The organism is Streptomyces sp. NPDC041713 (genome assembly GCF_055591085.1).
The window spans coordinates 47,298-72,446 of sequence record NZ_JBVIZY010000007.1; the positions used below are offsets into that span (position 1 = coordinate 47,298).

General features: G+C 74.6%; 12 protein-coding genes. 1 reads left to right on the plus strand and 11 read right to left on the minus strand.

Annotated features, from left to right (window positions below; genetic code table 11):
* Nucleotides 1-807 precede the first annotated feature (807 nt).
* The 4 genes from galE to ACZ6CV_RS22370 form a co-directional block, all read right to left on the minus strand.
* A complete protein-coding gene (gene galE, locus ACZ6CV_RS22355) occupies nucleotides 808-1,791 on the minus strand; it encodes a UDP-glucose 4-epimerase GalE (protein ID WP_469252508.1) in 984 nt (327 codons plus the stop codon).
* A gap of 74 nt (nucleotides 1,792-1,865) precedes the next feature.
* On the minus strand, nucleotides 1,866-3,527 hold the full coding sequence (locus ACZ6CV_RS22360) for a glycosyltransferase family 2 protein (RefSeq protein ID WP_469252509.1): 1,662 nt from the start codon (nucleotides 3,525-3,527) through the stop codon (nucleotides 1,866-1,868).
* A 108-nt stretch (nucleotides 3,528-3,635) separates the two neighbouring features.
* Nucleotides 3,636-5,213, minus strand: a complete 1,578-nt coding sequence (locus ACZ6CV_RS22365; RefSeq protein ID WP_469252510.1) for a hypothetical protein — start codon at nucleotides 5,211-5,213, stop codon at nucleotides 3,636-3,638.
* Nucleotides 5,210-8,695 carry a bifunctional glycosyltransferase/CDP-glycerol:glycerophosphate glycerophosphotransferase gene (locus ACZ6CV_RS22370; RefSeq protein ID WP_469252511.1) on the minus strand — a complete coding sequence of 1,162 codons (3,486 nt, stop codon included), beginning with the start codon at nucleotides 8,693-8,695 and terminating at the stop codon, nucleotides 5,210-5,212. The genes ACZ6CV_RS22365 and ACZ6CV_RS22370 overlap by 4 nt, the downstream gene beginning before the upstream one ends.
* A 148-nt stretch (nucleotides 8,696-8,843) precedes the next feature.
* Between ACZ6CV_RS22370 and ACZ6CV_RS22375 the strand changes: the two genes are divergently transcribed.
* On the plus strand, nucleotides 8,844-10,964 hold the full coding sequence (locus tag ACZ6CV_RS22375) for a bifunctional glycosyltransferase/CDP-glycerol:glycerophosphate glycerophosphotransferase (protein WP_469252512.1): 2,121 nt from the start codon (nucleotides 8,844-8,846) through the stop codon (nucleotides 10,962-10,964).
* On the opposite strand, the gene ACZ6CV_RS22380 is transcribed toward ACZ6CV_RS22375, so the two are convergent.
* The 7 genes from ACZ6CV_RS22380 to ACZ6CV_RS22410 all read right to left on the minus strand — a co-directional run bounded on the left by ACZ6CV_RS22380 (nucleotide 10,931) and on the right by ACZ6CV_RS22410 (nucleotide 24,752).
* Nucleotides 10,931-13,768: a stealth conserved region 3 domain-containing protein gene (locus ACZ6CV_RS22380; RefSeq protein ID WP_469252513.1), complete on the minus strand. Its 2,838-nt coding sequence runs from the start codon at nucleotides 13,766-13,768 to the stop codon at nucleotides 10,931-10,933. The two genes, ACZ6CV_RS22375 and ACZ6CV_RS22380, sit on opposite strands and share 34 nt — an antisense overlap.
* On the minus strand, nucleotides 13,765-14,823 hold the full coding sequence (locus ACZ6CV_RS22385; RefSeq protein ID WP_469252514.1) for a hypothetical protein: 1,059 nt from the start codon (nucleotides 14,821-14,823) through the stop codon (nucleotides 13,765-13,767). The genes ACZ6CV_RS22380 and ACZ6CV_RS22385 overlap by 4 nt, the downstream gene beginning before the upstream one ends.
* Before the next feature lie 173 nt (nucleotides 14,824-14,996).
* Complete coding sequence (locus ACZ6CV_RS22390; protein ID WP_469252515.1) at nucleotides 14,997-17,249, minus strand: bifunctional glycosyltransferase/CDP-glycerol:glycerophosphate glycerophosphotransferase; 2,253 nt, start codon at nucleotides 17,247-17,249, stop codon at nucleotides 14,997-14,999.
* Between the two features lie 154 nt (nucleotides 17,250-17,403).
* Nucleotides 17,404-18,285: a carbohydrate ABC transporter permease gene (locus ACZ6CV_RS22395; RefSeq protein ID WP_469252516.1), complete on the minus strand. Its 882-nt coding sequence runs from the start codon at nucleotides 18,283-18,285 to the stop codon at nucleotides 17,404-17,406.
* Nucleotides 18,282-19,562 (minus strand): carbohydrate ABC transporter permease, encoded by a 1,281-nt coding sequence (locus ACZ6CV_RS22400; protein WP_469252738.1) that lies wholly within the window; start codon nucleotides 19,560-19,562, stop codon nucleotides 18,282-18,284. The genes ACZ6CV_RS22395 and ACZ6CV_RS22400 overlap by 4 nt, the downstream gene beginning before the upstream one ends.
* Nucleotides 19,563-19,632: 70 nt before the next feature.
* Nucleotides 19,633-21,030: an ABC transporter substrate-binding protein gene (locus ACZ6CV_RS22405; RefSeq protein ID WP_469252517.1), complete on the minus strand. Its 1,398-nt coding sequence runs from the start codon at nucleotides 21,028-21,030 to the stop codon at nucleotides 19,633-19,635.
* A gap of 191 nt (nucleotides 21,031-21,221) precedes the next feature.
* The gene (locus ACZ6CV_RS22410; protein WP_469252518.1) at nucleotides 21,222-24,752 is read right to left on the minus strand and encodes an FHA domain-containing protein; all 3,531 of its coding nucleotides are present in this window, start codon (nucleotides 24,750-24,752) and stop codon (nucleotides 21,222-21,224) included.
* Nucleotides 24,753-25,149: the final 397 nt, after the last annotated feature.

The window sequence follows — 25,149 nt, forward strand, 5'->3', positions numbered from 1 at the left end:
GCCGAGCCGCAGCCCTGGCCGCGCCCACGATGGGCCGGTCCGCACCCGGCAGCGCGAGCTGATGGCCCGAGCGGCGTGGCCGTGCGGTTGGCCGAGCTCGCACCGTGGCGTCGGCGCACGATGGGCCGGGCCGCACCCGGCAGCGCGAGCGGATGGCCCGAGCAGCGATGCCGGGTGGCTGGCCGAGCTCGCACCAGGGCGTCGACGCACGATGGACCGGTCCGCACCCGGCCGCGAGAGCGGATGGCCCGAGCGGCGATGCCGGGCGGCTGGCCGAGCGCGCACCGTGGCGCCCGCCCGCGATGGGCCGGTCCGCACCCGGCAGCGAAACGTGATGACCCGACCCAGCGTCGCCCGCCGCCTCGCCCCTGGCCGGTCGGGTCGGACATTTCGCCGCGGTGGAGGGGCGGGAGTCAAGGGTGGAGCGGAGCGGAATCGGCGAAGCCGACGCGTAGCGCAGCGGAGCGCCCTTTACTGCCGGCCCGGAGGCGCCACACTTCGCAAAGCCCCGGGCGGCCCCGGTAAGAATCGAAGGCGCCGGTCCAGCGAAGGGTGACCTCCGGGCCGAGCCCCGACCATGACCCCGCCCACGATGGGCGGGGCCGCACCCGGCCGTGAAAGGGGATGACCCAACCCAGCTGCGCCCGCCGGCCTCACCCCTGACCGTCCGGGTCGGAGGTCAAGTCGCGGTGGAGGGGCGCAAAGGCACCGGCCCACCGGAGGGTGACCTTCGGGCCGAGTCCCGACCGTGGCCCCCGCCCACCATGGCCCGGCAGCGAGTCGGTCCCGGGCGGGATTGACGGTGGCCTAGCTCCGTCCCGCCCCGGGATGCAACCGCAGCCACCCCTCCCACGCCGAACCCACCATCTCCCGCACATCCCGCTTCGCGGCCCAGCCGAGCTCCGTCGCGATGCGGTCCGCCGAGGCGACCACGCGGGCCGGGTCGCCGGGGCGGCGGGCCGTCACCTCGGCGGGGGTGTCGTATCCCGTGACCTCGTTGATCAGGTCCGTCATCTCGCGGACCGACACACCCTCGCCGCGGCCGATGTTGAGCGTGAGCGCCGTGCCGGGCGCGGCGGACGCCAGGGCGCGGGCCGTCGCCACGTGGGCCTCCGCCAGGTCGACGACGTGGATGTAGTCCCGTACGCACGTACCGTCTGGGGTGGGGTAGTCGGCGCCGAAGATGCGCGGCGCCTCGCCGTCCGTGAGCTTCTCGAAGACCATCGGGACGAGGTTGAAGACACCCGTGTCGGCGAGCTCGGGGGCCGCCGCCCCCGCCACGTTGAAGTAGCGCAGCGAGGCCGTCGCCAGACCGTGCGCGCGGCCCGCCGCCGCGACCAGCCACTCGCCGGCCAGCTTCGTCTCGCCGTATGGACTCATCGGCAGGCACGGCGTCTCCTCGGTGACGAGGTCGACGTCGGGCATGCCGTACACCGAGGCGGAGGAGGAGAAGACGATGTGGGCGACGCCCGAGGCGACCGCCGCGTCCAGGAGGGCGCGCAGGCCCTCCACGTTCTCCCGGTAGTAGTGCAGTGGGCGCTCCACCGACTCGCCGACCTGCTTCTTGCCGGCCAGGTGCACGATGCCGGTGACCGCGTGCTCGGCGAAGGTACGGGTGAGGCGCTCCTCGTCGAGGACCGAGCCGACCACGAGCGGCACCCCGTCGGGGACGCGCTCGGCGACGCCGGTGGACAGGTCGTCGTAGACCACGGCCCGCTCGCCCGCCTCCGTCATGGCGCGGACGACGTGCGCCCCGATGTATCCGGCGCCGCCGGTGATCAGCCAGGTCATGGTCGTCTTGTCCCGTCTTGTCGCGAGTGTGATGCGTGGAGGTGCAGTGTCGCAGAGGCCCTGTCGGGGCCGTGTCAGCGGCCTGCCCTGCCCCCGGCGGACCGCAGCAGCCTGGTCAGGCGGCGCTTGGCGACACCGGCCACGCCCCGCATGCCGGGGGCGAGCCGCACCGAGAGGTTCCCCGCCTGGGTGGCGTACGGCTGGACGAGCAGCACCCCGCGCCGCCGGCTCGGCACCACCGTGCGGCGCAGCAGCCCGGGCCCGGCGACGGCGTTCGCGGTCGTGTCGCGGGCCGTCCCGTCGTCGAAGTGGAGCCGCAGCCGCAGGTCCCAGACCCCGTCGTCCAGCGAGCCGAGGTCGAGCAGGACCGTGGCGACCCAGGTCTCGCCGGGGCGCTCCGCGCGGAACGCCGCCGTCCTGCGCAGCCCCGGCAGATCGCCCTGCCGGTGCACCAGCTCGACGTCGACCGTGGCCGGGCCCGCGTCCGCCACCCGCCCGTACAGCTCGCGCAGCCGCAGCGTGAGCCGCGAGCCGCCCGCGGCCGGGCGCAGCTCGCCGTCGACCGCGATGGGCAGCAACCGCACCGGCCGTACGAGCAGGTGCTCCAGGGTGACCTGGGGGAGGTCGCCGGCCCACACGGGCGTGGCGTCGGCCGCCCGCGGATAGGGCGGCGCGAGGCGGGCCGGACGCGCCGCCACCTGCTTCAGGCGGGTCAGGTCGCGCGGCTCCTCGGAGGCGAGGACGACGCGCGCGATGATGCGGCCGGGTGCGGGCGCCGCGTCCAGGTCGGCGGCGTCGAACGTCGCCAGGTACGCGCGCGTCAGCGCCCACCACTCGCGCTGGTAGGCCGCGCCGCGCGCGGTGAGTTCGCGGGTGTACATGCGCAGGCTGTGGTCGAGGAACTTGGTGCGGGCCGCCCGCGCGAGCCGCTTGCCGCCGGTGCCGCGCGCGTCCCGCAGGATCTCCACGGACTGGCGGTGGGCCTCTATGCGGGCCTGCCAGTTGGCGACCCCGGAGCGGTCCAGGGAGATCGACAGCCGGTCGGCGGCGCGCCGCACGTGCCAGACGTAGACGGTGTCGGGGACGAGCGCGATGCGCGGCGCGGCGGCCAGCATCCGCGCGGTGAAGACGAAGTCCTCGTAGATGAACCGGCCTTCGGGGAAGCGGATGCCGTGCTCGCGCAGGAAATCCGTGCGGTAGAGCTTGTTGACGCAGAGCGTGTCGTGAACCAGGCGGGGGCGCAGCTCGGGGCGGGCGACGAGCTGCGCCTTGCGGTAGAGCTCGGGCTGCCAGGACACCTCGCGCCCGCCCGGCAGCTCGCGACGCACGCACAGCCCGGAGGCGACCTCGGCGCCGTGCCGGTGCGCGGCGGCGAGCAGCGCGTCGGCGGCGCCGGGCGGCAGCACGTCGTCGCTGTCGAGGAACATCAGGTACGGGGCTTCGGCGGCGTCGATCCCCGCGTTGCGGGGGGTGCCGCAGCCGCCGCTGTTGGTCGTGCGGCGGATCACCCGCAGCCGCGGGTCGGCGCGGGTGAGCGCGGCGAGGACGCCCGGGGTGCCGTCCGTCGAGCAGTCGTCGACGGCGACGACCTCGCGGACCACGGGGCCCTGGGCGAGCGCGGAGCGCACGGCGTCGGCGACATGGGCCGCGTCGTTGTAGCCGATCACGACGACGGAGACCTGGGCGGCTCGGGACGCCTGGTTCGGAGCGGGCGGTTGAGGCAGGGTGCGTTCCACAGGGGAAATTTTAGGGGCTTCTGGTAATTATCCGATTAAGGGGGCTTTCGTGGGCGGGGCACGCCGCCCGCCCGGAGTCATTGCCGGCCCGTGTCGTTCCGGCCCGCGTCACTTCCGGCTCGGCACCCTGGCCAGTACTTCCCCGGTTCGCCGGCTCCAGTCCACGACGACGGCCTCCGGCGGGACCTTCTGGTCGGGGGCGAGCAGCAGCCACCGCACGTCGTAGCGGCGCACGATCGCGGCGCGTTCGGCGCGGGTGGAGTCGGGGGAGAGGTAGGTGCGCACGGCCTTCAGGCGGCGGTTGCGCACGCTCTCGTCTAGGGAGGCGTCCGGCCAGGCGGGCGCGACGAGGTTGGCGCCGTAGCCGGGCACCGAGCGGGTGGGCTGGTAGGAGTTGGTCAGGACGACGTCGCCCCGGTGCAGATGACCGGCCGCCCACCCGTATCCGGGCCAGCGCGGCGGCTGGTCGAAGCCGACCGGGTCCAGGGCGCGCGGCACGACGGCGCCCGCCTGGATCTGGAAGAACCCGACGCAGGCGCCGAGCGCGGCGGCCCCGGCGAGCGCCCCGCGCCGCCACCCCCAGGGGTGCGGTGCCGCGAGCTCGATGGCGAGGGAGAACTGCAGGGGCACCAGGGTCAGCCCGAGGATCCGCCCGTAGGTGTAGTGCCCGCTGACCCAGCCGTACGCGACGACGGCGCACTCCAGGGCGAACATCAGGACCAGCGGATCCCTGCGGTCCCGGCAAAAGCGCAGCCACAGCGCGGGCAGCCCCAGCAGGGCCAGCCAGAACCGCTGGGGCATCTCGGTGTAGAGCTGGCGGTGGATCCAGTCCACGGAGGCGTCCCCGACCAGGGAGAACACGCTGTAGTACGGCCAGATCGCCGCGACCACCGCCGCCGTGACGGCCGTGGCCGCCCAGGGCCACATCCGGCGCCAGGACACCGGCAGCCCGGACGCCGCGAACGCGACGACACCGATCACCGCCGCCACCGACGAGATCGGGTGGATGAGCAGGATCAGCCCGCACAGCGCGCCGAGCCCCACATACGCCCACACCCCGCGCCCCGCCCCGCGCCCCGCACCCCGCCCGGCCTCAGTCCCGGCCTCGGGCCCCGCCCCCCGTACCAACGCCCCCGCCCACGCCCACGCCCAGAACGCCAGGCCGATCGCGAACGTCGACGGGTAGCCGAGGTTGCCCGTCATCGACATCAGGCCCAGATACCCGCTCCACCAGGCCGTCCGGGTCCCCCACAGCAGCACCATCGCGCCCAGCGCGAGCACCGGCGCCCACCGACGGGGCGTCAGGACGCGCACGAACCGGCCGATGCCGGTGAGCAGGACGATCAGGTTCAGCGGCCCCGAGAGCTTCACGACCTGCCAGCCGGGCAACCCGGTGAGCTTCGCGAACAGGCCCTGCGCCACGGCGTAGGGCGAGTAGTACGCGCTGCCCCGGCCCGGCAGGTCGGCCATCGGGTGCGCGGGGTGCAGGAGATCGTCCCGCAGCCGTTCGACGACGGCCGCGTGCTGGCCGAAGTCGCAGCAGACCGGGACCCGCCAGAACGCCAGCGACATCACCAGCCAGAACAGCGTGCCGAGGACGAGGTAGGGGGAGGGCCTCCGCCGCGAGCGGCCGCCCAGCGCCGTCGAGCCGTGGCACACCCGGCGGGTCAGCAGCGCGCCGCTCACCGCATCAGCCTCTCCGCGACCCGGGCCGCGGCCCCGCCGTCGTCCAGATCGCAGTAGGACTCGCGGAACGCCGCGTACGCCTCCGCGTGCCGGGCCGCGATCGCGTCCAGGTCGCTCAGCGCCTCGACGACCTCGCCGGTGGAGGCGAGCAGCGGGCCGGGGGCGTGCGTCTCGAAGTCGAGGTAGAAGCCGCGCACGGTGTCGCGGTAGTGCTCCAGGTCGTACGCGTGGAAGAGCATCGGACGCCCGGTGTGCGCGAAGTCGAACATCAGCGAGGAGTAGTCCGTCACCAGGACGTCGGCGAGGAGCAGGAGTTCGGCGGCGCGCGGGTGGGCGGAGACGTCCCGGACGAAGGGGGCGCGGGCCCCGGGGAGCCGGCCCGCCGTCAGCGGGTGCTTGCGCACGAGCAGCACGTGGTCGTCGCCGAGCGCGGCCTCGGCGGCGCGGAAGTCGAGCGCGGGTTCGTAGCGGAACCTGCCCGGGGAGTACGCGAGATGGTCCCGGTACGTCGGCGCGTACAGCACGATCCGTTTGTCCGGCGCGATGTCGAGCTCGCGGCGGACCCGGTCGGCGACCTTGCGGCGGTCCTCGGCGAACAGCACGTCGTTGCGGGGCGAGCCTGCCTCCAGGACCTCCCCGTCGTAGGCGAGGGCGCGCCCCAGGTGGGGGGTGGAGAAGCGGTTCGGCGAGACGAGCACGTCCCACTGGCGGGAGAGCCGGGGCAGCGCGTCGAGGTGGCCGTGGTCGGCGTAGAGGGTGTCGGTCAGGTCGGTGCCGATGCGCTTGAGCGGGGCGCCGTTCCAGGTCTGGACGACGGTCTGGCCCGCGCGGCGCTCGAAGAAGTCCGGCAGGTGGCCGGCGGTGACGATGCGGCGGCAGCGGGCCAGCGCCTCGTACCAGTCGGCGCTGTGCTCCTCGACGCCCCGGGCGCCGGGCGGCACGTGGGTCTGCTGGTCGTGGGTGACCCACAGGTGTTCGACGGCGGCGCCGCGCCGCACCAGCTCCTCGTGGACGGCGCGCGGCGAGTCCCCGTCGAAGTACAGGACGGCGTCGGTCAGGGGCAGCGCGCGGCGGCTCGGGTAGTGCACGGTACGCAGCCGGTGGCGCCGGTACGCGCCGCGCTCGGACCGCGAGAGCACCGACCCGGCGGTGAGCAGCAGCCGGTCGCCGAAGCGCCGGTCGACGGTGAACTCCCGTCCCTGCACGGACCGGTGGAGCGGCAGCGTGACGGAGGCGGCGGCGAGCAGCCGTACGGGCATCCCGTCGTCGAGACGCCCCGCCCCCGCCCCCACGCCCGACTCCTCGGCGCGCACGCCCCCGTCGGCCTCTCGCAGGAAGACGTACCAGCGCCCCTCCCGCAGCACCCCACCGCCCGGCGCGACGACCGCGCGGAACCGGTCGCCGTCCCGGGTGACCGGCACCGTGAGCTCCTCGTCGCGGCCGCTGTGCCGAAGGACCAGCTCGGCCGCGCCCCAACTGGCCGCCGCCAGCGTGCCCGCCACGGTCAGCGTGCCGTCGGCGTCCCACGCGACGCGGTCGGCGATCGGCTGCCGGGTCAGCTCGACGACCAGGCCGCCCCGGTCGTTGGCGGTGGCGCACAGCTCCCGGCCCGCGCGGGAGGCGTACCGGCCCGGCGGCAGGTCGAGGGTGGCGGCGAGGGACTTCAGGGTGCCGTCGGGCAGGACCAGGTTGGCCTGCCAGCGGTCGCCGTGCGGCGGCTCGACCTCCTTGGGCGCGCGGTGCGGGGTGGGCGGCACGCTCTCCAGGCCGTCGAGGGGCACCCGCACCTCGAAGCGGCCGCCCTCGATCCGCACCGGGTGGTCGAGGTCCGTGGCCGTGGGCGCGTGGGTGAGGCGCAGGGCGGTGGGGCGGGCGCGCCCCGGCAGGGTGCCGGAGAGCACCACGTCGTCCCCGTCGAGCCGGTGGGCGTCCACCCGCGCCGCGTACTCCTGGATGCGCAGCACGAGCCGGCCCTTGCTGAAGCCGAGGACGAGCCGCAGCCCGTCGCCCAGCTCCCGCACCACCGACTGCGCGGACGCCCCCTCCGAGGCCCGCACCGCCGAGCGCCGCACCGTGCCGTGGCCCGCGACGACCACGCCGAACAGCCAGTTGCCGGGCCGCCAGCGGCCGCCGGTCTTCAGCTGCTCGGGGTCGACGGTCATCTCGAAGCCGGCCAGGTCGTAGCAGTGCAGCTGCTGCCGCGACCGCTCGGTGGCCAGCGGCGCCGCGACCGTCCTGGTCGGCACCCGGCGGATCCGGCGTCTGCTGTGCACCGCCTTGAGCAGCCCCGCCTTGATCGAGTGGCCGGGCCGGGTCGCCGCCAGGTTGCGCACGTAGGCGTAGCCGCTGATCCGCAGCTTGCCGTCGTCGCCCCACCGGGCCTCGTCCACCCGTGCCACGACGGGCAGTTCGCCCCGGCCGACGCGCGCCAGCTTCTCCGGGAGCGGGCCGACCCCGGGGTAGGCGGCGCTGCGCCGCACCGTGCCGCGGACGTGGAAGGCGGTGCCGTTGGCCCGCTCGAAGGAGAGCAGCTCGACGAGTTCGGCGGTGCGCGACTCGCGGACCAGCTGCCACTTGATGCGCAGGTCGACGGGGAGCCGGCCGAGGACGGCCGGGTCGGCGCGGCGCAGGAAGGCGGCGGTGTCCGCCATGAACGCCGCGCGGTACTCCGGGCCGCCCATCGGCAGCCCCTCCAGGAAGTACACGAAGTCGTCGCGCAGACAGGAGGCGTCGTACGTCTTCTTCATCTGCGGCGCGTGCGCGGCGAGGAAGGCGCTGACGTGCGCGCAGGCCGCGATCCGGTCGCGCACGCCCTTGACGTCGGTGCGCCGCCGGGTGATCGAACCCTCGCGGACCCGCCAGTAGTAGACGTGGTCGTCGAGCACGTCCACGGACCCGGCGAGGAAGTGCGCCGGGATCATCACGGGCGTGTCCTCGTAGAGCTTGCCCTCGGGGAAGGTGAAGCGGTGCCGGTCCCAGAAGGAGCGGCGGAACACCTTGTTCCAGGCGACCCGGTCGGAGAGCAGGTCCAGGTCGCGGGAGATGTGGGTGCGGGTGCGCGGCTCGGTCAGCCACTTGTACTGCCAGGCCTGGGAGCGGCCGCGTTCGGTGAGCCGCCAGACGTTGCCGCTCGCGAAGTCGGAGCCGGTCTCGTCCAGGCTGGCGATCATCCGCGCGTAGGCGTCGTACGGCACGACGTCGTCGCTGTCGACGAAGGTCAGGAACTCGGCGGTGGGGGAGGCCTTGCGCACCCCGGTGTTGCGGGCGGCGCTCAGCCCGGCGTTGCGCTGCCGCACGTAGACGAAGCGGGGGTCCCGGGCGGCGAACTCGCGGGCGATGCTCGGGCTGCCGTCCGTCGAGCCGTCGTCGACGAGGATGCACTCCAGACCGTCGAGGGTCTGCCCTGCGATCGACTCCAGGCACTCCTCCAGGAACTCCTCGACGTTGTAGATGGGTACGACGACGCTGAGACGGGGCTGCACGGCGACCGGCCTTTCGTGGGGATAAGGGCATATTTATCCCCTCTGCCCGTCCGAGGCCCCGCACGGCCGTCCTCGTCGTCCTCCTCCACCCCAACGAGTGACGAACGGTCTTCGACAGGCGGTGTCCGGCTGACTACGGTCGATCCCCATGACGCGCTTCTCGGTAGTCGTCCCCGCCCGTCGCGTCCAGGGATATCTGCGCGCGTGCCTGGACTCGGTGCTCACCCAGTCCTTCGGCGACCTGGAACTCGTCGTGGTCGACGACGCGTCGCCGGACGGCTGCGCCGCGATCGCCGCGGAGTACGCGGAACGGGACCCGCGCGCCCGGGTCGTGCGCGTCCCCGACCGCGCGGGCCCCGGCCCCGCCCGCAACATCGGCGCCGACCGCGCCACCGGCGACCACCTCCTCTTCCTCGACGGCGACGACCTGCTCCTGCCGGGCGCACTGGCCGCCGCCGACGCCGCGCTCACGGCAGCGGGCGAACCGGACGTGCTGCTCTGCGCGCACGACCGCGTCGACTGGTGGGAGCACGTACGCCCCGGCGGCGACGACCTCACCGGCGATCCGCTGGCCGTCACCCCGGCCGCCTGGAACCGCTTCTTCCGGCGCGGCTTCTGGCACGAGCAGCGGCTCGCCTTCACCGACGGGGCGTACGAGGACGTGGTGCCGGTGCAGACCGCGACGCTGCGCGCGGGCGAGCGGCTCGCCGTCCTCGACCGGCCGTGCGTGCGCTGGCGCGAGCGCCGCGCCGGCAGCTTCGCCACGACGCCGGGCCGCGCGCACTTCGCCGTCGTCGAGCGGTACGAGCAACTGCTCGCCGCCGCCGCACCCGAGGAGCGCGCCCGGCTGCTGCCGCCCGCCGCCGCCCACCTCCTGGCCGTCCTCACCGACCCCGGCCGCATCCAGGAGCGCGACCGGCCCGACTTCTTCCGCGCGGCCGCCGGCCTGTACCGCGCGTACGCCCCGCCGGACACCGCGCCCCGCACCGCCGAGGAGAAGACGCTCGCGGCCGGCTCGTACACCGCGTACGAGCGGCTGCGGAAGGCCGAGACGCGGCGCCTGCGCGTCACCCGGCAGCTGAAGCGGCAGAAGAAGAAGCTGCGGGCCCGCGCCATGCGCGCCGCCTACCGGGGCGACCTGCGCCGCGCCCTCGACCCGCACCTGGCGGTCTACGGCGCCTACTGGAACCGCGGCGTCTCCTGCAACCCGGCCGCCATCCACGCCAAGGCCCGCGAACTCGCCCCGCACATCCGGGGCGTGTGGGTGGTCTCCAGCCGCAACCGGCACCGGGTGCCGCCCGGCGTCGAGTACGTCATCGAGGGCTCCCGGCGCTACTGGCAGACCATGGCCACCGCCACCTACCTGGTCAACAACTCCAGCTTCCCCGGCGGCTTCACCAAGCGCCCCGGCCAGGTCTACCTCCAGACCCACCACGGCACGCCGCTGAAGACGATGGGCCTGGACCAGCGCCGCTACCCGGCCGGCACGCACGGCATCAGCTTCCAGAAGGTCCTCGACCACACCGATCAGTGGGACTTCAGCCTCTCCTCCAACCCGCACTCCACGGAGGTCTGGGAGCGCGTCTACCCGTCCGGGTCCTACCGCGCCCTGGAGGCCGGCTATCCGCGCAACGACGTGTACTTCTCGGCGGGCGAGGACGAAGTGGCGCGCATCCGCACCCAGTTGGGCGTCGACGACGGCCGGACCGTGCTCCTGTACGCGCCCACCCACCGCGACTACCAGAAGGGCTTCCTGCCCCGCCTGGACCTGCGGCGCTTCGCCGAACGGCTCGGCCCCGGCTTCGTCGTGCTGGTGCGCGCCCACTACTTCTACGGCGCCGACGCGGGCCTGGAGAGCCACCCGCAGCTCGTCGACGTCACCGGGCACCCGCGCGTGGAGGAGCTCTGCCTGGCCGCCGACGCGCTCGTCACGGACTACTCGTCGCTGATGTTCGACTACGCCTGCCTGGACCGCCCGATCGTCACGTACGCCCCCGACTGGCAGGCCTACCGGCTGGCCCGCGGCACCTACTTCGACCTGCTCTCCGGCCGCCCCGGCGAGACCCCGGGGGCGGTGGCCACCACCGAGGACGAGCTGGCCGGACTGTTCCGGCTCGGCGGCTGGGACACCGAGGAGACGGCGGCGCTGCGGTCGGCGTTCCGGGACCGCTTCTGCCCCTTCGACGACGGGAAGGCCGCCGAACGCGTGGTCCGGCGGCTCTTCCTCGGCGCCGGTCAGCCCGCGGCGGCCGGCTCGCGCAGCTCGTAGGGCGAGCGCACCGGGAAGTACGCCGTCAGGAACGACCGGATGGCCAGCGCCATCTCCTCGTCCGTGACCCCGCCGTCCGGGGACTCCCCGATGCAGAACGCCGTCCGGTCGCGGTTCTGCAGCAGCCGCCCGAGCCGCGCGTGGTCGGCGCGGTCGCCGATGTCCACGAAGTCGTACGCGATGGAGCCGGGCACGGCCCGGCCGGTGAGGTACGCGTAGTGCTGGTGCAGCGACGAGACGAGCGCGATGTCGGCGCGCGAGCGGAACCGGCTGCGGGCCGTGGCCGCCAGCTCGTCGGGGAAGCGCTCGGTGATCTCCGCCAGGATGCTGCGCCGCAGCGCGTACGGGACGTGGAAGAAGCTGTGCGTCGTCGTCCTGCCGAACGCGCCGCGCAGCAGCTCGCGGTTGTTCTTCGCCGCCGCGAGATACCCCTCGTCCCCGTCGCCGACCGGCAGCGCGGGCACGGACGCCGACGACCAGAAGAAGCGGGCGAGCCCGTTGCCGAGAAAGAAGGTGTCCGGAGTGGTGGGGCGGCCCAGGAACATGTCGTCGTTGAAGTAGAGGAAGTGCTCCGACAGGCCCTCGATGCGGTGCAGTTGGGACTCGATGGAGTGCGAGTTGAACGTCGGCAGACACGCGTCCGGGTCGGCGAACAGATCGCGGTGGTCGACGACCGTCACGCCCGGGTGGTCCCGGTCGAGCCAGGACGGGACCTGGCCGGCCGTGACGAGGTACACATGCCGGATCCACGGCGCGTACATCGCCAGCGACCGCAGGCTGAAGCGGAGTTCGTCGCGGTTGCGGAAGCGCACCGCGCCGTCGTCGGCGGAGGTGTCACCGCCGCCGCGCGCCGCGTCGCGCCGGGCGCGCCACTCGGGGTCGGAGTCGTCGACCCAGGTGTAGACCGCGTCGATGGGGAAGTCGACGTCCTTGACCAGGAGTCGGGTGAACACGTCGAGGGTCGGGTAGTCGCGGTCGGCCACGCGCAGGGTCGCCGTCGGGGTGAGCGAGGGCAGCTCCACACCGGCGAGCGTCGAGCCGAACGGGGCGTGCAGGGTGCCCTCGGCCGTCCGCGTCCAGAACGCCACCGTGCAGGCGAGCCCCGCGCCGTGCCGCAGGGACAGCGTGGTCGTGGTGACCGGCTTGAAGACCTTGACGCCCGCGAGCTCCCCGATGGTGTCGAGCCGTTCGGCGAGCACCGTGCCCGGCGGCGCGTCGCGCGGGTTGACCAGCTCGGCGTAGACGGGCTGCCCGCGCAGCGCCCCGGCCAGCGCCTTCAGCGCACGGCCGCGGTCGTCCTCGGCCACCGCCAGGGTGTGGGCGGTGCCGCCCTGGGTGCGCACGAGGACGTACGGGACGTCCTGGGCCGCCAGCGCGGCCGCGGTGATCTCCAGGTTCCAGTCGGCCATGCGCGGCGCGAGGACGTCGTCGCGCCGCTCGGCGAGCCGGCCCACCGAGCGGATGAGCCGGCCGGTGGTGTCGGCGGCGAGGATCTCGTCCTCGCGGGCGTGCTCGTCCGCCCCGGCCGCCGCGTCGAAGGTGTGCGGGGCGGTGGGCCTGAAGCCGCTGCCGCCGGACGCGACGCCGAGCGCCACCCGGTCGGCCCGGTCCCGGAGCCGCTCCGGCCGGTCGCGGCCCGCCACGAGCCGGGTGTACAGCTCCTCCCAGCGTGCGGTGACGTCCGCCGAGGAGAAGCGGGCGTACACCCCCTCGCGGGCGGCCCGCGCGAAACCGCGGCGCAGCGCGTCGTCGCTCATCAACTCGTCCATGGCGACGGCGAGTTCCCCGACCTCGCCGGGCGGCACGAGCAGCCCGTCGACGCGGTGCCGGACGATCTCGGCGGGCCCGGTCAGCACGTCGTACGCGACGACGGGCACCCCGGCGGCCAGCGCTTCGAGCAGCACCAGCGGGAACGCCTCGTTGTGCCCTGCGGTCATCAGGCTCAGCCCGGCCTTGGCCCACTCGGCGGCCATGTCCTGGCAGGGGCCGAGGAGCTCGACCCGGTCGTGCAGGCCGAACCCGTCGACCAGGCGGCGCAGATGGCGTTCGCGGTGGCCGCTGCCGAAGATCCGCAGCGTCCACTCCGGGTGCGCGTCGGCGACCTCGGCGAACGCCCGTACGGCGTGGTCCACGCGCTTCTCGCCGGTCAGCCGCGCCGCCATCACGATGACCTTGCCCTCGCCGTCCGCGCGCGGCCGGAAGCCGTCGGGCACGGCGTTGGGGATGACGGCGAGCTCGGGGGCGGTGGCGCCCAGCGACTCGGCGATCCAGTCGCGGGTGCGCCCGGTCAGCGTGACGAGGGCGTCCAGGCGCGGCGCGTGCAGCAGCAGCGGTTCGCCGGAGGGGCCGCGCCGCTGGGTGGGCCGGTGCTCCTGGTGGACGGTGACGACCCGGGCGGGCACCAGCGCCACGGCGGCGGCGAGCAGCGCCGGGGTGGTGGTGACGAGCACGTCGGTGTCGAGGGTGCCGAGCGCGGCGGTCATCTCGATGTCGGAGAGCCGGTCGAAGGCGTCCTCCCAGGCCGGCTTGATCAGCTCGCTGGGCAGCGCGGCGAGGGTGCGGCACGCGGCGTCGTCCAACTCGCTCGCGCGCACCGGCCGTTCGGGCGTGACGGTGCGGTCCACCAGATGCCGTACGGGCAGGTCGCGGGCCTCGGCGAAGAACGGCTCGGCGCGGGTCCGGAAGACCGAGACGACCTCGACCTCGACGCCGGGGCGCTCGGCGAGGTGCCTGGCCTGGGTGTACGTGGCGAGCTCGGTGCCGCCCATCTCGTCGCCCCAGCCGAGCAGATACGTGATCTTCATGAGCTCTCCTCCGTGACGGCGGTGATGTCCCAGCACGTGACCGCGAAGGCGCCGGACGCGGTGAAGTGGGCGTGGGCGCGCACCAGTTCGCCGCCGGGCAGCGCGAAGACGCGGAAGGGGGTGGGGTAGGCGGCGGACGGATCGCGCACGTCGGACAGCCACCGGCCCAGCGGATGCGGCCCCACCCGGAAGTCCCACACCCACTGCCCGGCCCCCGCCCCGGCCATCGCCCCGAGCGGCACCCGCAGCGTGAACTCCGCGCCCCGCCAGGCCACTTCGGCCGGTACGACGACACCGTCGCGCCGCCGCACGGCGTGCGCCCGCCCCGCCCCGGAGCCCGCGGCGCCCCTGGAGCCCGCGACGCCCGCGACGAGCCGCCCGTGCACCGTGATGCCGTCGGCGGCCGGCACGAACCGCACCAGCTCCGCGCGCGGCAACGACCGCGTCGCCTGCAGCACGGCCCGCCCGGTGCGGCTCCGCACCACCCGCACCAGGGTGCCGGTCAGCGGGTCGGGCGCGTGCGGCGCGGTCGGCGTCGCGGGCGGCGCACCGGTCTCGGCGGTGGTGAGCCCGGCGCGCCGCACCCGCCCTCCGGCGTCCCGCGCCTCGACCGTGAGCCGCCACACGCCGTCCCGCAGGTCGCGCAGGGTGGCCGTGGCGGTGAGCAGCGGCGTGCCGCCGGTGTGCGGCTCGTGGACGAGGGGGACGGTGATCCTGCGGCGGCCGCGGGTGAGCAGCAGCCGGGCGCGGCCGGGCCCGTCGAGGACGGCGTCGGCGGCGAGGGCGACGTTGAGCGTGCGGCTGTCGCGCAGGGAGAGGTGCACGGGGGTCAGGAGCGGGGACGGGAGCGGCGGCCGGTCCCGCCCGGCCCCGGCGCCGCGCACCCGCCCTGAGGCCTCGCCGCGCACCCGCCCTGAGACCTCGCCGCGCACCCGCCCCGCCACGGCTCTCTCCAGCCGGAAACGTGAGCTTCGCGCGGTGGCGCGCAGCCGCCGGACGAAGGGGGGCGGCGGTGGTCCGGGGCGGCGGGGCGGAGTGAACCACATCTGGTGCATCTGTCCACTTTGACCGCTCGCGCCCGGGAGCTCTCGCGCTGCTACGCCATTCTCGCCGGACCCGCCCCCGGACCCCTTCGCGGACCCGCCCCCGGGCCCGCCCCCGGCCCCCTTCGCGGACCCGCCCTCGAGGCCTGCTCGCAGCACGGCTCAGGCCCGCCGCTCGGCGCGGCTCACCGCTGCGGGGAACGCTGGAGGCCCTGGTACGGCACCCGGTCGGGCCGGGGCCCGACCGCGGGCGCCGGATACCGCTCGGCCGGCGGCACCACGGCCGGCAGCCCACCCGTCTCACCGAGCACCACATGGCGTACGACGCGCTCCGCCGCGCCCCCGTCGTCGTACGCGCAGAACCGCTCGCGGAACGCCCGCCGCAGCTGCGCCGAGCGGGAGCCCGCCCAGTGCCCGGTGACGAAGATGTCGGTCAGCTCGTCCTGGCTGCGCGCGACCGCGCCCGGCGGGAACTCCCGCACGTCGAAGTAGGTGCCGCGGGCCGCCTCGTAGGCCTCCCAGTCGTCGACGTGCAGCACGATCGGCCGGTCGAGGCCCGCGTAGTCGAACATCAGGGACGAGTAGTCGGTGACCAGCGCGTCGGAGGCGAGGCAGAGCGACTCGACGCTCGGGTGGTCCGACACGTCGATGAGCCGGCCCGTCGGCTCGCCGGTGGTCAGCGGCGCGTCGTAGCGGTGGTGCGCGCGGGTCAGGAGCACGAAGCGCGGGCCCAGCGCGTGCAGCATCCGCTCCAGGTCGAGGGCGTGCCGCTGGCCGCGCAGATGGTCGCGGTGGGTCGGCGCGTACAGCACGGCGACGGCGCCGTGCGGGATGCCGAGGCTCGCCCGCAACCGGGTGACCTCGGCCGGCGTCGCGCGCTGGAAGCGGTCGCTGCGGGGAGAGCCGTACTCCAGGGTCGTGTACCCGGCGGGGAACACCCGTTCCCACACCAGCGTCGAGTGGCGGTTGGCCGACACCACGTAGTCCCACTGGTCGGCGTCCCTCAGCAAGGCGTCGAAATCCGTGTCGCGCGCCGCCGCCGGGCGCTCCCGCAGGTCCAGGCCCATGTGCTTGAGGGGGGTGCCGTGCTGGGTCTGCACGAAGACCTGGCCGGGACGCTTGACCAGTCCGCGGTCGAAGTCGGCGTTGTTCACCAGGTACTTGGAGCGGGCGAGGGCGCTCCAGTACGCGGCGGTGCCGGGCCGCAGCCTGCGCGTCCCGGTCGGAATCGTGTGGTGGTGGCGGGGGTGGGCGATCCACGCGGTCCTGATCCCCGGCACGAGCTCGCGCATCGCGGTCTCCAGCGCCCCCGGGTGGCAGCCGTGCCCCCGTCCCCCGTACGCGGCGAACACCGCGTCCTTCTCGCGCACCGGCAGCCACGACTGCACGCGGTAGTGCAGCCGGAGCAGGGCGCCCTTCACCCCGCGTCGCACCCGGCGCGCGACCCGTCCGGCGCGCCCGCGCAGCCGCGTCGCCGCCAGGAGGCAGCGGTACGTGCGGTGGGCGCCGAGCCGCACCAGGGCGTGCCGCACCCGGGCGCCGGCCGGCGGACGGACGCCCGGGGCGCGGTGGCGGCGGCAGCGGGCGCGGGCCGTGCGCAGGAACGCGGCGCGCGCGTCGCGCGGCAGCCGTCCCGGCAGGGCGAAGACCTCCGCGACGTGGCCGACCAGCTGCCGGAACAGGGCCGGCCGCCAGGCGGCGGACAGCTCCGGGTGCGCGTCGAGGAAGGCGAAGACCCGGTCGTACTGCTCGAAGACGTCGAAGTGGCGGCGGGTGGTGGCGTCCAGGGCGGCGCCGTGCCGGCGCAGCCGGTGGTGCACGCAGACCCGGTCGAGGGTGGCGAGGGAGCCCGCCGCCATCAGGACCGGGTACGTCCAGGCGACGCCCTCGTACAACCCGGAGGGGAGGGTGAGGCCGGCGCGCGTCACGAAGTCGCGGCGGCAGGCCTTGTTCCAGACGGCGGGCCGCAGCTCCAGCAGCCCCGGCCGGTCGGCGAGGCGGAAGGGGGCGGTGCCCTCCTCGGTGAGGTGGCGCGCGTGCGGATCGCGTTCGGTCCCGCCCGACCAGTGCGCGCGCATGTGGTCGTAGAGCAGGACGTCCGGCTCGCCGGTCTCCTTGGCGCGGTCGGAGAGCGCGTACAGGGCGCCGGCGGCCAGGGTGTCGTCGCCGTCGAGGAAGACCAGGTAGTCGCCGGTGGCGCGCTCCATGCCCGCGGTGCGGGCCGGGCCGGGGCCGGAGTGACGGGGGAGGCGGACGGACGTCACGCGCGGGTCCCGCCCGGCGAACTCCTCGACGATCGCGCCGCACCCGTCCGGCGAGCAGTCGTCGACCACGATCAGTTCGAGGTCGGTGAAGGACTGCGCCAGCACGGACTCCAGACACGCGTGCAGCCAGGCCTGCGCCTGGTACACGGGAACGATGACACTGAACCGGGGCACGGCACATCCATGGGTCGGCGCGGGCGGACGGCCCGAGAACGCCGGACGGCGCGCGTCGGTTACGGGCGGTGCGGCAGACGGGGGAAGGGGCGGCCCGCCGGGGAGCCGCCCCTTCGATCAGCCGCCGTGGACGGCCACTTCATCCGCGACGTCGCTACTTCACCGCTCCCGCCATCACGCCGGAGACGAACTGCCGCTGGAACGCGAAGAAGACGGCCAGCGGGATCACCATCGAGATGAACGCGCCGGGCGCCAGGATCTGCACGTTGTCGCCGAAGAACCGCACCTGCTGCTGGAGCGCCACCGTGATCGGCGGGTTCTCCGAGTCCGCGAAGATCAGCGCGATCAGCATGTCGTTCCAGACCCAGAGGAACTGGAAGATGCCGAGCGAGGCGATGGCGGGCGCCCCCAGCGGCATCACGACCCGCAGGAAGAGCCGGAGTTCGCCCGCGCCGTCCAGCCGCGCCGCCTCCAGGAGTTCGCGCGGGATCTCCGCGAAGAAGTTGCGCAGCAGGAAGATCGCGAACGGCAGCCCGAAGGCCACGTGGAAGACGACCACGCCGATGGTGGTCTCGAAGATCCCGATCTCGCCGAAGAGCTTCGACACCGGCAACAGCGCCACCTGTACGGGGACCACGAGCAGCCCCACCACGCCGATGAACCACCAGTCGCGGCCCGGGAAGTCCATCCACGCGAAGGCGTATCCGGCCAGCGCGCCGATCACCACCACCAGCAGCGTCGCCGGGACGGTGATCATGACGCTGGACAGGATCGAGTCGGTGATCGTCTCGTCCTTGAGCAGGGTGGAGTAGTTGTCGAACGTCATCTGCGAGGGCGCGCCGAAGACCTTCCACCAGCCGCTCTCGCTCATGTCGGCGGGCGTGCGCAGCGAGCCGATCAGCAGGCCGATGGTCGGCACCAGCCAGAACAGGCCGACCAGCACCAGGAAGACGCGCAGCGCGGTGCCGCCCAGGGCCCCGGCGATCCGCCCGCCCAGGGACTGCTTGGCCTTGACGATCTCGGTAGGCACAGTCATCGCCGAGCCTCCCGCCTCATCCGCCGAATGTTGAACAGCATCACGGGGATCACGAGCAGGAAGAGCAGCACGGCGATCGCGCTCGCGACGCCCGCGTCCTGGTCGCCGAACGCCGAGTTGTACAACTGCACCGCCAGCACGTTCGCCTCGTCCTTCGAGGAGCCCGGCGGGATCACGTACACCAGGTCGAAGATCTTCAGTACGTTGATCATGAGCGTGACCAGGACCACCGCGAGGACCGGGGCGAGCAGCGGCACCGTCACCCGGCGGAACACCTGCCACTCGTTGGCGCCGTCCACGCGCGCCGCCTCCAGGAGTTCACGCGGCACGCTGGCGAGCCCCGCCGCGATCAGGACCATCGCGAACCCCGCCCACATCCACAGGTAGGAGCCGATGATCGCGGGCGTGATCAGGTTCGGGCCGAGCCACTCCACGCCGTTGTAGGCCTCCCGGAAGTTGGACTCGGGGAAGCGCAGCAGTGCCCCGTCGGCCTCCTTCGGCAGCGTGAACGTGCCGTCGGCCGACGCCTTCGTCGACGCCACCACGTCGCCGTTCTTCACCGCCTCGATCGTGATGCCCGCGTAGCCGAACTCGGCGGCGTCGGGGGCGTTCGGCTTGCCCCGGCCCTTGCCGCGCGTGAAGTCCTGCCAGGCCGTGCCGGTCACCTTGGCGGGGTCGGCCGCGGCGGGCGCCGCGGACTTCGCGTCGCCCGGCATCTCGCCCGGCGGCACACCGGTCAGCGGCAGCGCCACCGGCGTGCCCGCCCGCACCGGCTCCTTGGTGACGAACGCCCCGCCGCCCGCCGACTTCAGCGGCGAGTTCATGGCCGGATGCGCCTGCGGGAACGCCGACGCCTCCGCGAACGTGTCGTGCACGCTCACCGCCACCGCGTTGGCCACGCCCCGGTCGGGGTCGGACTCGTACACGAGCCGGAAGATGATGCCCGCGGCCAGCATCGAGATCGCCATCGGCATGAAGATGACGAGCTTGAACGCCGTGCCCCAGCGCACCCGTTCGGTCAGGACGGCGAAGATCAGGCCGAGCGCCGTCGCCACGGTGGGCGCCACGACCAGCCAGATCGCGTTGTTCTTGATGGCGGTGCGGATGCCGTCATCGGTGAACATCGTCTCGTAGTTGCCGAAGCCGGTGAAGTCGCCGGAGTCGTCGAAGAAGCTGCGGAACAGCGAGTACCCGATGGGGTAGAGGACGAGCGCGCCGAGCAGCACCAGGGCGGGCAGCAGGAACAGCACCGCCACGCTCTTGCGGGTGCCCGTCACACTCTTGCGCGAGGTCGTGACCGGGGGCGCCACCTTGGCGGTGCCCCCGGCGTTCGCGGACGCCACCGCGTCAGTCCTTGTACGCCTTGGCGGCGGCCGTCTCCAGCACCTTCTGCGTGCCCGCCACGTTCTTCGGGTCCTTCAGGAAGTCCTGCAGCGCCTTCCACTCGCCCTTGCCCGGCGTGCCGCCGAAGGACTGCGGGGCCTGGTCCGACATGTCGAAGCGGATGTCGTCACCGGCCTCGATCAGCGCCTTGGCGATGCCCCGCTGCACATCGTTCGGGTACGCGGACAGGTCCAGGCTCTTGTTGGGCGAGATGAAACCGCCCGCCTCGGCCCAGATCTTCGCGGAGTCCGGCGAACCGAGGAACGTCAGGAGCGCCTGCGCGCCCTTGGTGTCCTTCAGCGCCACCGCTGCGTCACCGCCGACCACGGCCGGGGACTCCTCGCCGACCGCGGGGAAGGGGAACACCTTGGCGTCCGTGCCCACCTCGGCCTTGGTCTCCGAGATCGCCAGGGAGACCATGTCGCCCTCGAAGACCATGCCGGCCTTGGGCTGGTCGCCGCCCCGGAACGTCTGCTTCACCGAGGCGGGGAACTCGGTCTGCAGCGCGCCGCTCGCGCCGCCCGCCACGAAGCCCTTCTTCCCGAACAGCTCACCGAGGGTGGTCAGCGCCTTCTCGACCGACGGATCCGTCCACTTGATCTTGTGGGCGGCCAGCTGGTCGTACTTCTCGGGACCCGCCTGCGAGAGGTAGATGTTCTCGAACCAGTCGGTGAGCGTCCACGCCTCGGCGCCCGCCACCGACACCGGCGGCACCCCGGAGTCGTAGACGGTCTGCGCGGTCTTCATGAAGTCGTCCCAGGTCTTGGGCGCGCTCACGCCCGCGTTCTCGAAGACCCGGGTGTTGTACCAGACCAGCGACTTGTTGGCGGCCTTGAAGTACACGCCGTACTGCTTGCCGTCGACGGACCCGAGGTCCCGCCAGCCCTTGGCGTAGTTCTTGTCGAGCTGCTTCTGCGCCTCGGGGCCGACCGGCTTGGCCCACTTGTTCGCCACGGCCTGCTCGATCGCGCCGACCTGCGGCAGCATCGCGACGTCCGGCGGCTGCCCGCCCGCCACCTTCGACTCCAGGAAGCTGATGATGGGGTCCTGTGCGGGCACGAAGGAGACCTTGGCGCCCGTCCGCTTCTCGAACTCGTCGAGAACCTTCAGGAAGACCTTGCGCTCCGCGCCGCCCCAGACGGCGGCCACCGAGATGTTCTCCCCGTCCAGCTCGGGCAGTTGGACGGAGGAGCCGCTTTCCTTGCCCCCGCCCTTGTTGCCGTCGGCGCCGTCGTCCTTGTCGTCGTCCCCGCCGCAGGCGGTGACGGTGAACGCGAGCGCGCCCGCGACGACGGCCGAGGCGATTCTGGCGGTGGTACGCCGATGTAGCGGTGCCCTGCGTGTACGAAGAGTGCTGCGCATCACTGCCCCGTTCTCTTCCCTGGCGAGTCCCGTGCGGTCTGGTCTACGCCCGTGCGGGGAGGGGCGGCAAGATGGCCTGCGCTGTCAACTCGTCGATCGTGATGGCGTTGTGACGTGGCGTCATGGCCGGGAGGCGCCGCCCGCGAGGAGCGGCGGCGCCCGATCCGCTACGGCGGGGACGGTGCCATCCGCTACAGCAGGGACGGCACCTGATCCGCGGAGACCGACCGGGCGGCCCGCTCCAACGCGCTGGCCAGCAGCGCCAGATCGGTCGGTCCGTTCCCCAGCTCCCGCACCGGGCGCCGGGCCGGCGGGTCGCCCATCCGCTCCCACTCGAGCGGCACCACCGTGGGCCGCAGCGTGGCCGTGCGGGGGATACGTCCCGTCACCCGGCCCGCCTGGAAGGCGGTGGCCCGCCCGTCGGGCGTACGGAGTTCACCGCGGCCCGGCGCCGGCTCCTCGGGGCCCGCGGTCACCGCGTCGAGCGCCACGCGCAGGGAGGCCCGCTGGCCCAGCTCGGTCTCCAGGACCCGCTCGCCGCTCGCCGTCGCCGCCACGAGGTGCACCCCGAGCCGCTCGCCGTCCCGCGCGACGGCCTCCAGGGCGCGGACCACCGACCCGGCGGCCGGCCGGCCCGGCGAGCCGAGCGCGGGCGAGAGCAGCGCGTCGAAGTCATCGACGAGCACGACGAGCCGGGGCAGCGGCGGCCCCGGCTGCACGCTGCGGCGCGCGGTGACGGGCCGCAGCCGCATCGTCGAACTGGACGGCGCGTCGAGGTCACCGTCGGACACCTGGGCGGGCACCACGGCTCCGGACCCCATGCCGCCGGACCCCACGGCTCCGGACCCCATGCCTCCGGGCCCCATGCCTCCGGGCCCCACCGATCCCGGGCCCGCCTCTCCCGGCCCCCCGGACGGCTTCGGTCCCGGCACGTCCGCCCCGGCCGCACCCGACCCGGACGCCGCACCGGCCACCGCGGCGGACGTCGACGACGACGAAGGGGAGCGCTGGGCCACCATCCGCCCGGACACCTCCCGCTGGGTGTGCCACTCGGCGAACCCGAGCAGGCCGAGCAGTTCGGAGCGGCGCTTCAGCTCCGCGGCCAGGGACTGCGCGAACTCCCGCATCCGGACGGGGTCGTTGGCCACCAGATGCGTGGTCACGTGCGGCAGGTCCGTACAGACACCGAGCCCGCCGCCCTGCCGCGCCGCACCCGCGCCGGCGCCGTCCCGGCCGTCGACGAGCACGATGCCGAGCCGGTCGGGCCGCTCCGCGGCGGCCAGGGACGCGGCGACCGACCGCAGCAGCTCGGTGCGCCCGCTGCCCGCGGGTCCCTCGGCGAGCAGATGCGGCCCGTCGGCGGCGAGATCGGCGACGACCGGACCGCGCGGTCCGGCGCCGAGCACCGCGAGGGCCCGGCCGCCGAGTGCGTCGGGGTCGTCGGCCGCCGCCGCCCAGCGGGCCATCAGCGAGGCGGGGGTGGCCCTGGCGAGCCCCAGTTCGTCCAGGAGCCGGGCGGCCTGGGGCAGCGGGGCGGACACGCGCGCGTGCCCCTCGCCGGTCGTGCCGTCCGTACGGAGCGGGGCGAGCGCCCGCGCGAACCGCTCGGCCCAGGCTTCGGAGACGGCGTCCACGGCCGCCAGGGTGCCGTGCCCCGCGGGGCGCCCTCCGGCCGTCCGCAGCAGCCGCACCGCGGTCGCCACGTCGCCGCTGAGCAGCGCGGCGGCGCCGCACGCGCGGAAGGGCGGGGTGACCGCGCAGGCCGCCTCGTACGTGTCGAGGACCGGGGAGGCGGGGGAGGCGGACGCCGTCTCGGCGAGGCACACCACGTGGATCCCGGCCCGCGCGCCGTCGGCGGCGAGCCGGACGGCCGCCTCGCGCAGCCCGGCGGAACCGGGGTCGCCGTCGACCACGACGACCGTGCGGGCACCGGTGCCCGCGCCGTGCGCGCCGCCGTCGGCGATGTGGTCGTCGAGGCGGCGGAGCAGCTCGTCGGTGCGGGCGGCGGCCTGGTCGCGGTCGTGGGCGAGGAGGAGCCGGCAGTCCTGGCCGTGGGTGGGCCGCAGATGGGGGAGCCAGCCGAGCCAGGCCCACTCGGCGGTGCGCTCGGCGACGGGCCGCGCCCGGTCCGTGCTGATCAGCACGATCTCCAGGGTGTCGGGGGAGTGCAGCGCGGCGAGCTGCGCGACGACCGCCCTGGCCAGTCCGGCCAGCCGCTCCCGGGGCCCGGCGAGGCCCAGCGAACCGGCCTCCCGCAGGCCGACCGTGACCGGCACGGCGGGCAGCAGCCCGCGAGGCCCTTCAGGGGCGGGCAGGGTCCGGTCGACCGTGCCGAGGCGGACCGCGAGCGCCTCCGGGTGGTCGGGGCCGCGCTCCCAGAGGCGGGGGCCGGGGCCGAGCGCGGTGAGCAGCAGGGCGGCGGGATCCGGCCACGACTCGGGCGTACGCGCGGCGGCGGCCACGGCGAGCTCCTCCGGGGAGGGGCCCGCCAGAACCGGTCCGCCGTCGGCGCCGGTGCCGCCGTCCCCGTACGCCGCGTGCGGGCCGCCGGACCCGTCCGGGCCCTCGTATCCGTCCTGGTCGTACGCGTCGTACACCTCGTACGAGCCGTCGCCCTGGCCGCCGTCGCGGCCCCCGGTCAGGCGCCGGGCCCACGCCGTCAGGCCGCCGCGCCTGCGCAGCCGCGGCGGTACCGACGTGCCCCGCGCGGGCGTGCCGAGGCGGGTCCGCTCGGCGTCGGGGGCACCGCCCTGTTGCGGGACGACGGGTCCCTCACCGGCCGGGCCGCCGTGCGTCCCGTGGGCGGCGGGCGGTGGCTGATTTCCGTACGCCTCGTATCCCTGGTGCCCCTGGTGCCCTTCGTATCCCTCGTGCCCGTCGTACGTCCCGCGCGCCCCCGCGCTGCCGTACGCCGCGTCGCCGGCGGTGCTGCCGGTGCCGCCTGCCGCGCCCCAGCCCGCCGAGCCGTACGCGTGGTGGGTGAGGCCGCTCTCCGGGGGGCGGCCGGCCGTGCCGGGGGCGGGCGGTGTCGTCCCTGCGGGGCGCCGCACGCGCACGTGCCCCTCGCCGTCCGGGGCGGTGGGGAGCGCGCCGCCCGCGCCGGAGGACGGGCTGCCGCCGCCGTCGGTGAGCCGGAGCGCGGACTCGCCGATGCGCAGCAGGGCGCCGGGGGAGAACCGTGAGGGGCGGTCGGTGATCTCCCGGCCGTCCACCGACGTGCCGTTCGTCGACCCGAGGTCCGTGACCGTGACGCGGCCGTCCGGGGCGAGCTCGACCGCGCAGTGCAGCCGGGAGACGTCCGGGTCGTCCAGCGGGACGTCCGCGTCGGCGGAGCGGCCGACCTGGACGCGGCCGCCGTGCAGCAGATGGACGCCGCCCGCGTCGGGACCCGCCACCACGTGCAACTGGGCGGCCGCACCGGTCAGTTCGGGCCCCGGCTCGGCGGGGGCGCCCAGCGAGAGCACCGCCCCGTCGATCAGCGGGGGCTCGCCGAGCGTGCAGCGCTGGGCGTCGAGGCGCTCCGGGCCCGCGTACAGCACGAGGGGGGCGTCGCTGCCCGCCACGGCGGTGGCGAGACCGGAGGCCACCGCGGCGAGCGCGGTGCCCGCGGGGGCGGTGATCAGGACGTCGCAGGCGCCGGCGGCCCCGGTCGACGCCGCGGGGCGGCCTTGCTGCTCGGTCTGGCCGCTGCGCGGCCCGAGGACGGTCAGCCGGATCTGCATCGCCGTCAGCGGTCCCTTCTGCGCTGGGCGCCCGGCACGGGGACACGCGCTGTGATTCCCCCCACCGCACACGGGCACGTCGGCCAGTACTGGAGGCATCCTCGCACCTGCCACCGACAACACGCCCGGCGGCCACCCGTAAGTGATCTTGATTGGTCGGCTCTGCTCGGAAAAGTGCCTGGTTGGACCATTGGGGATTGGAGTGCCGGATATCCGCCGCGGGTCAATTCCGGGCCGCTCGGCAACCAAGGGCCGCGGTCGGGCGTCTTTCCACCGAACAGCGATCCGGAATGCCCCGGAAAGAAAAGACCGGGCGCAATCCGACCCGCCGGAGCCCTGTTCGGCGGCATTACAGTGGGTCGGAACACCTTCGGACAGACCCCCGGACAGAACCAGC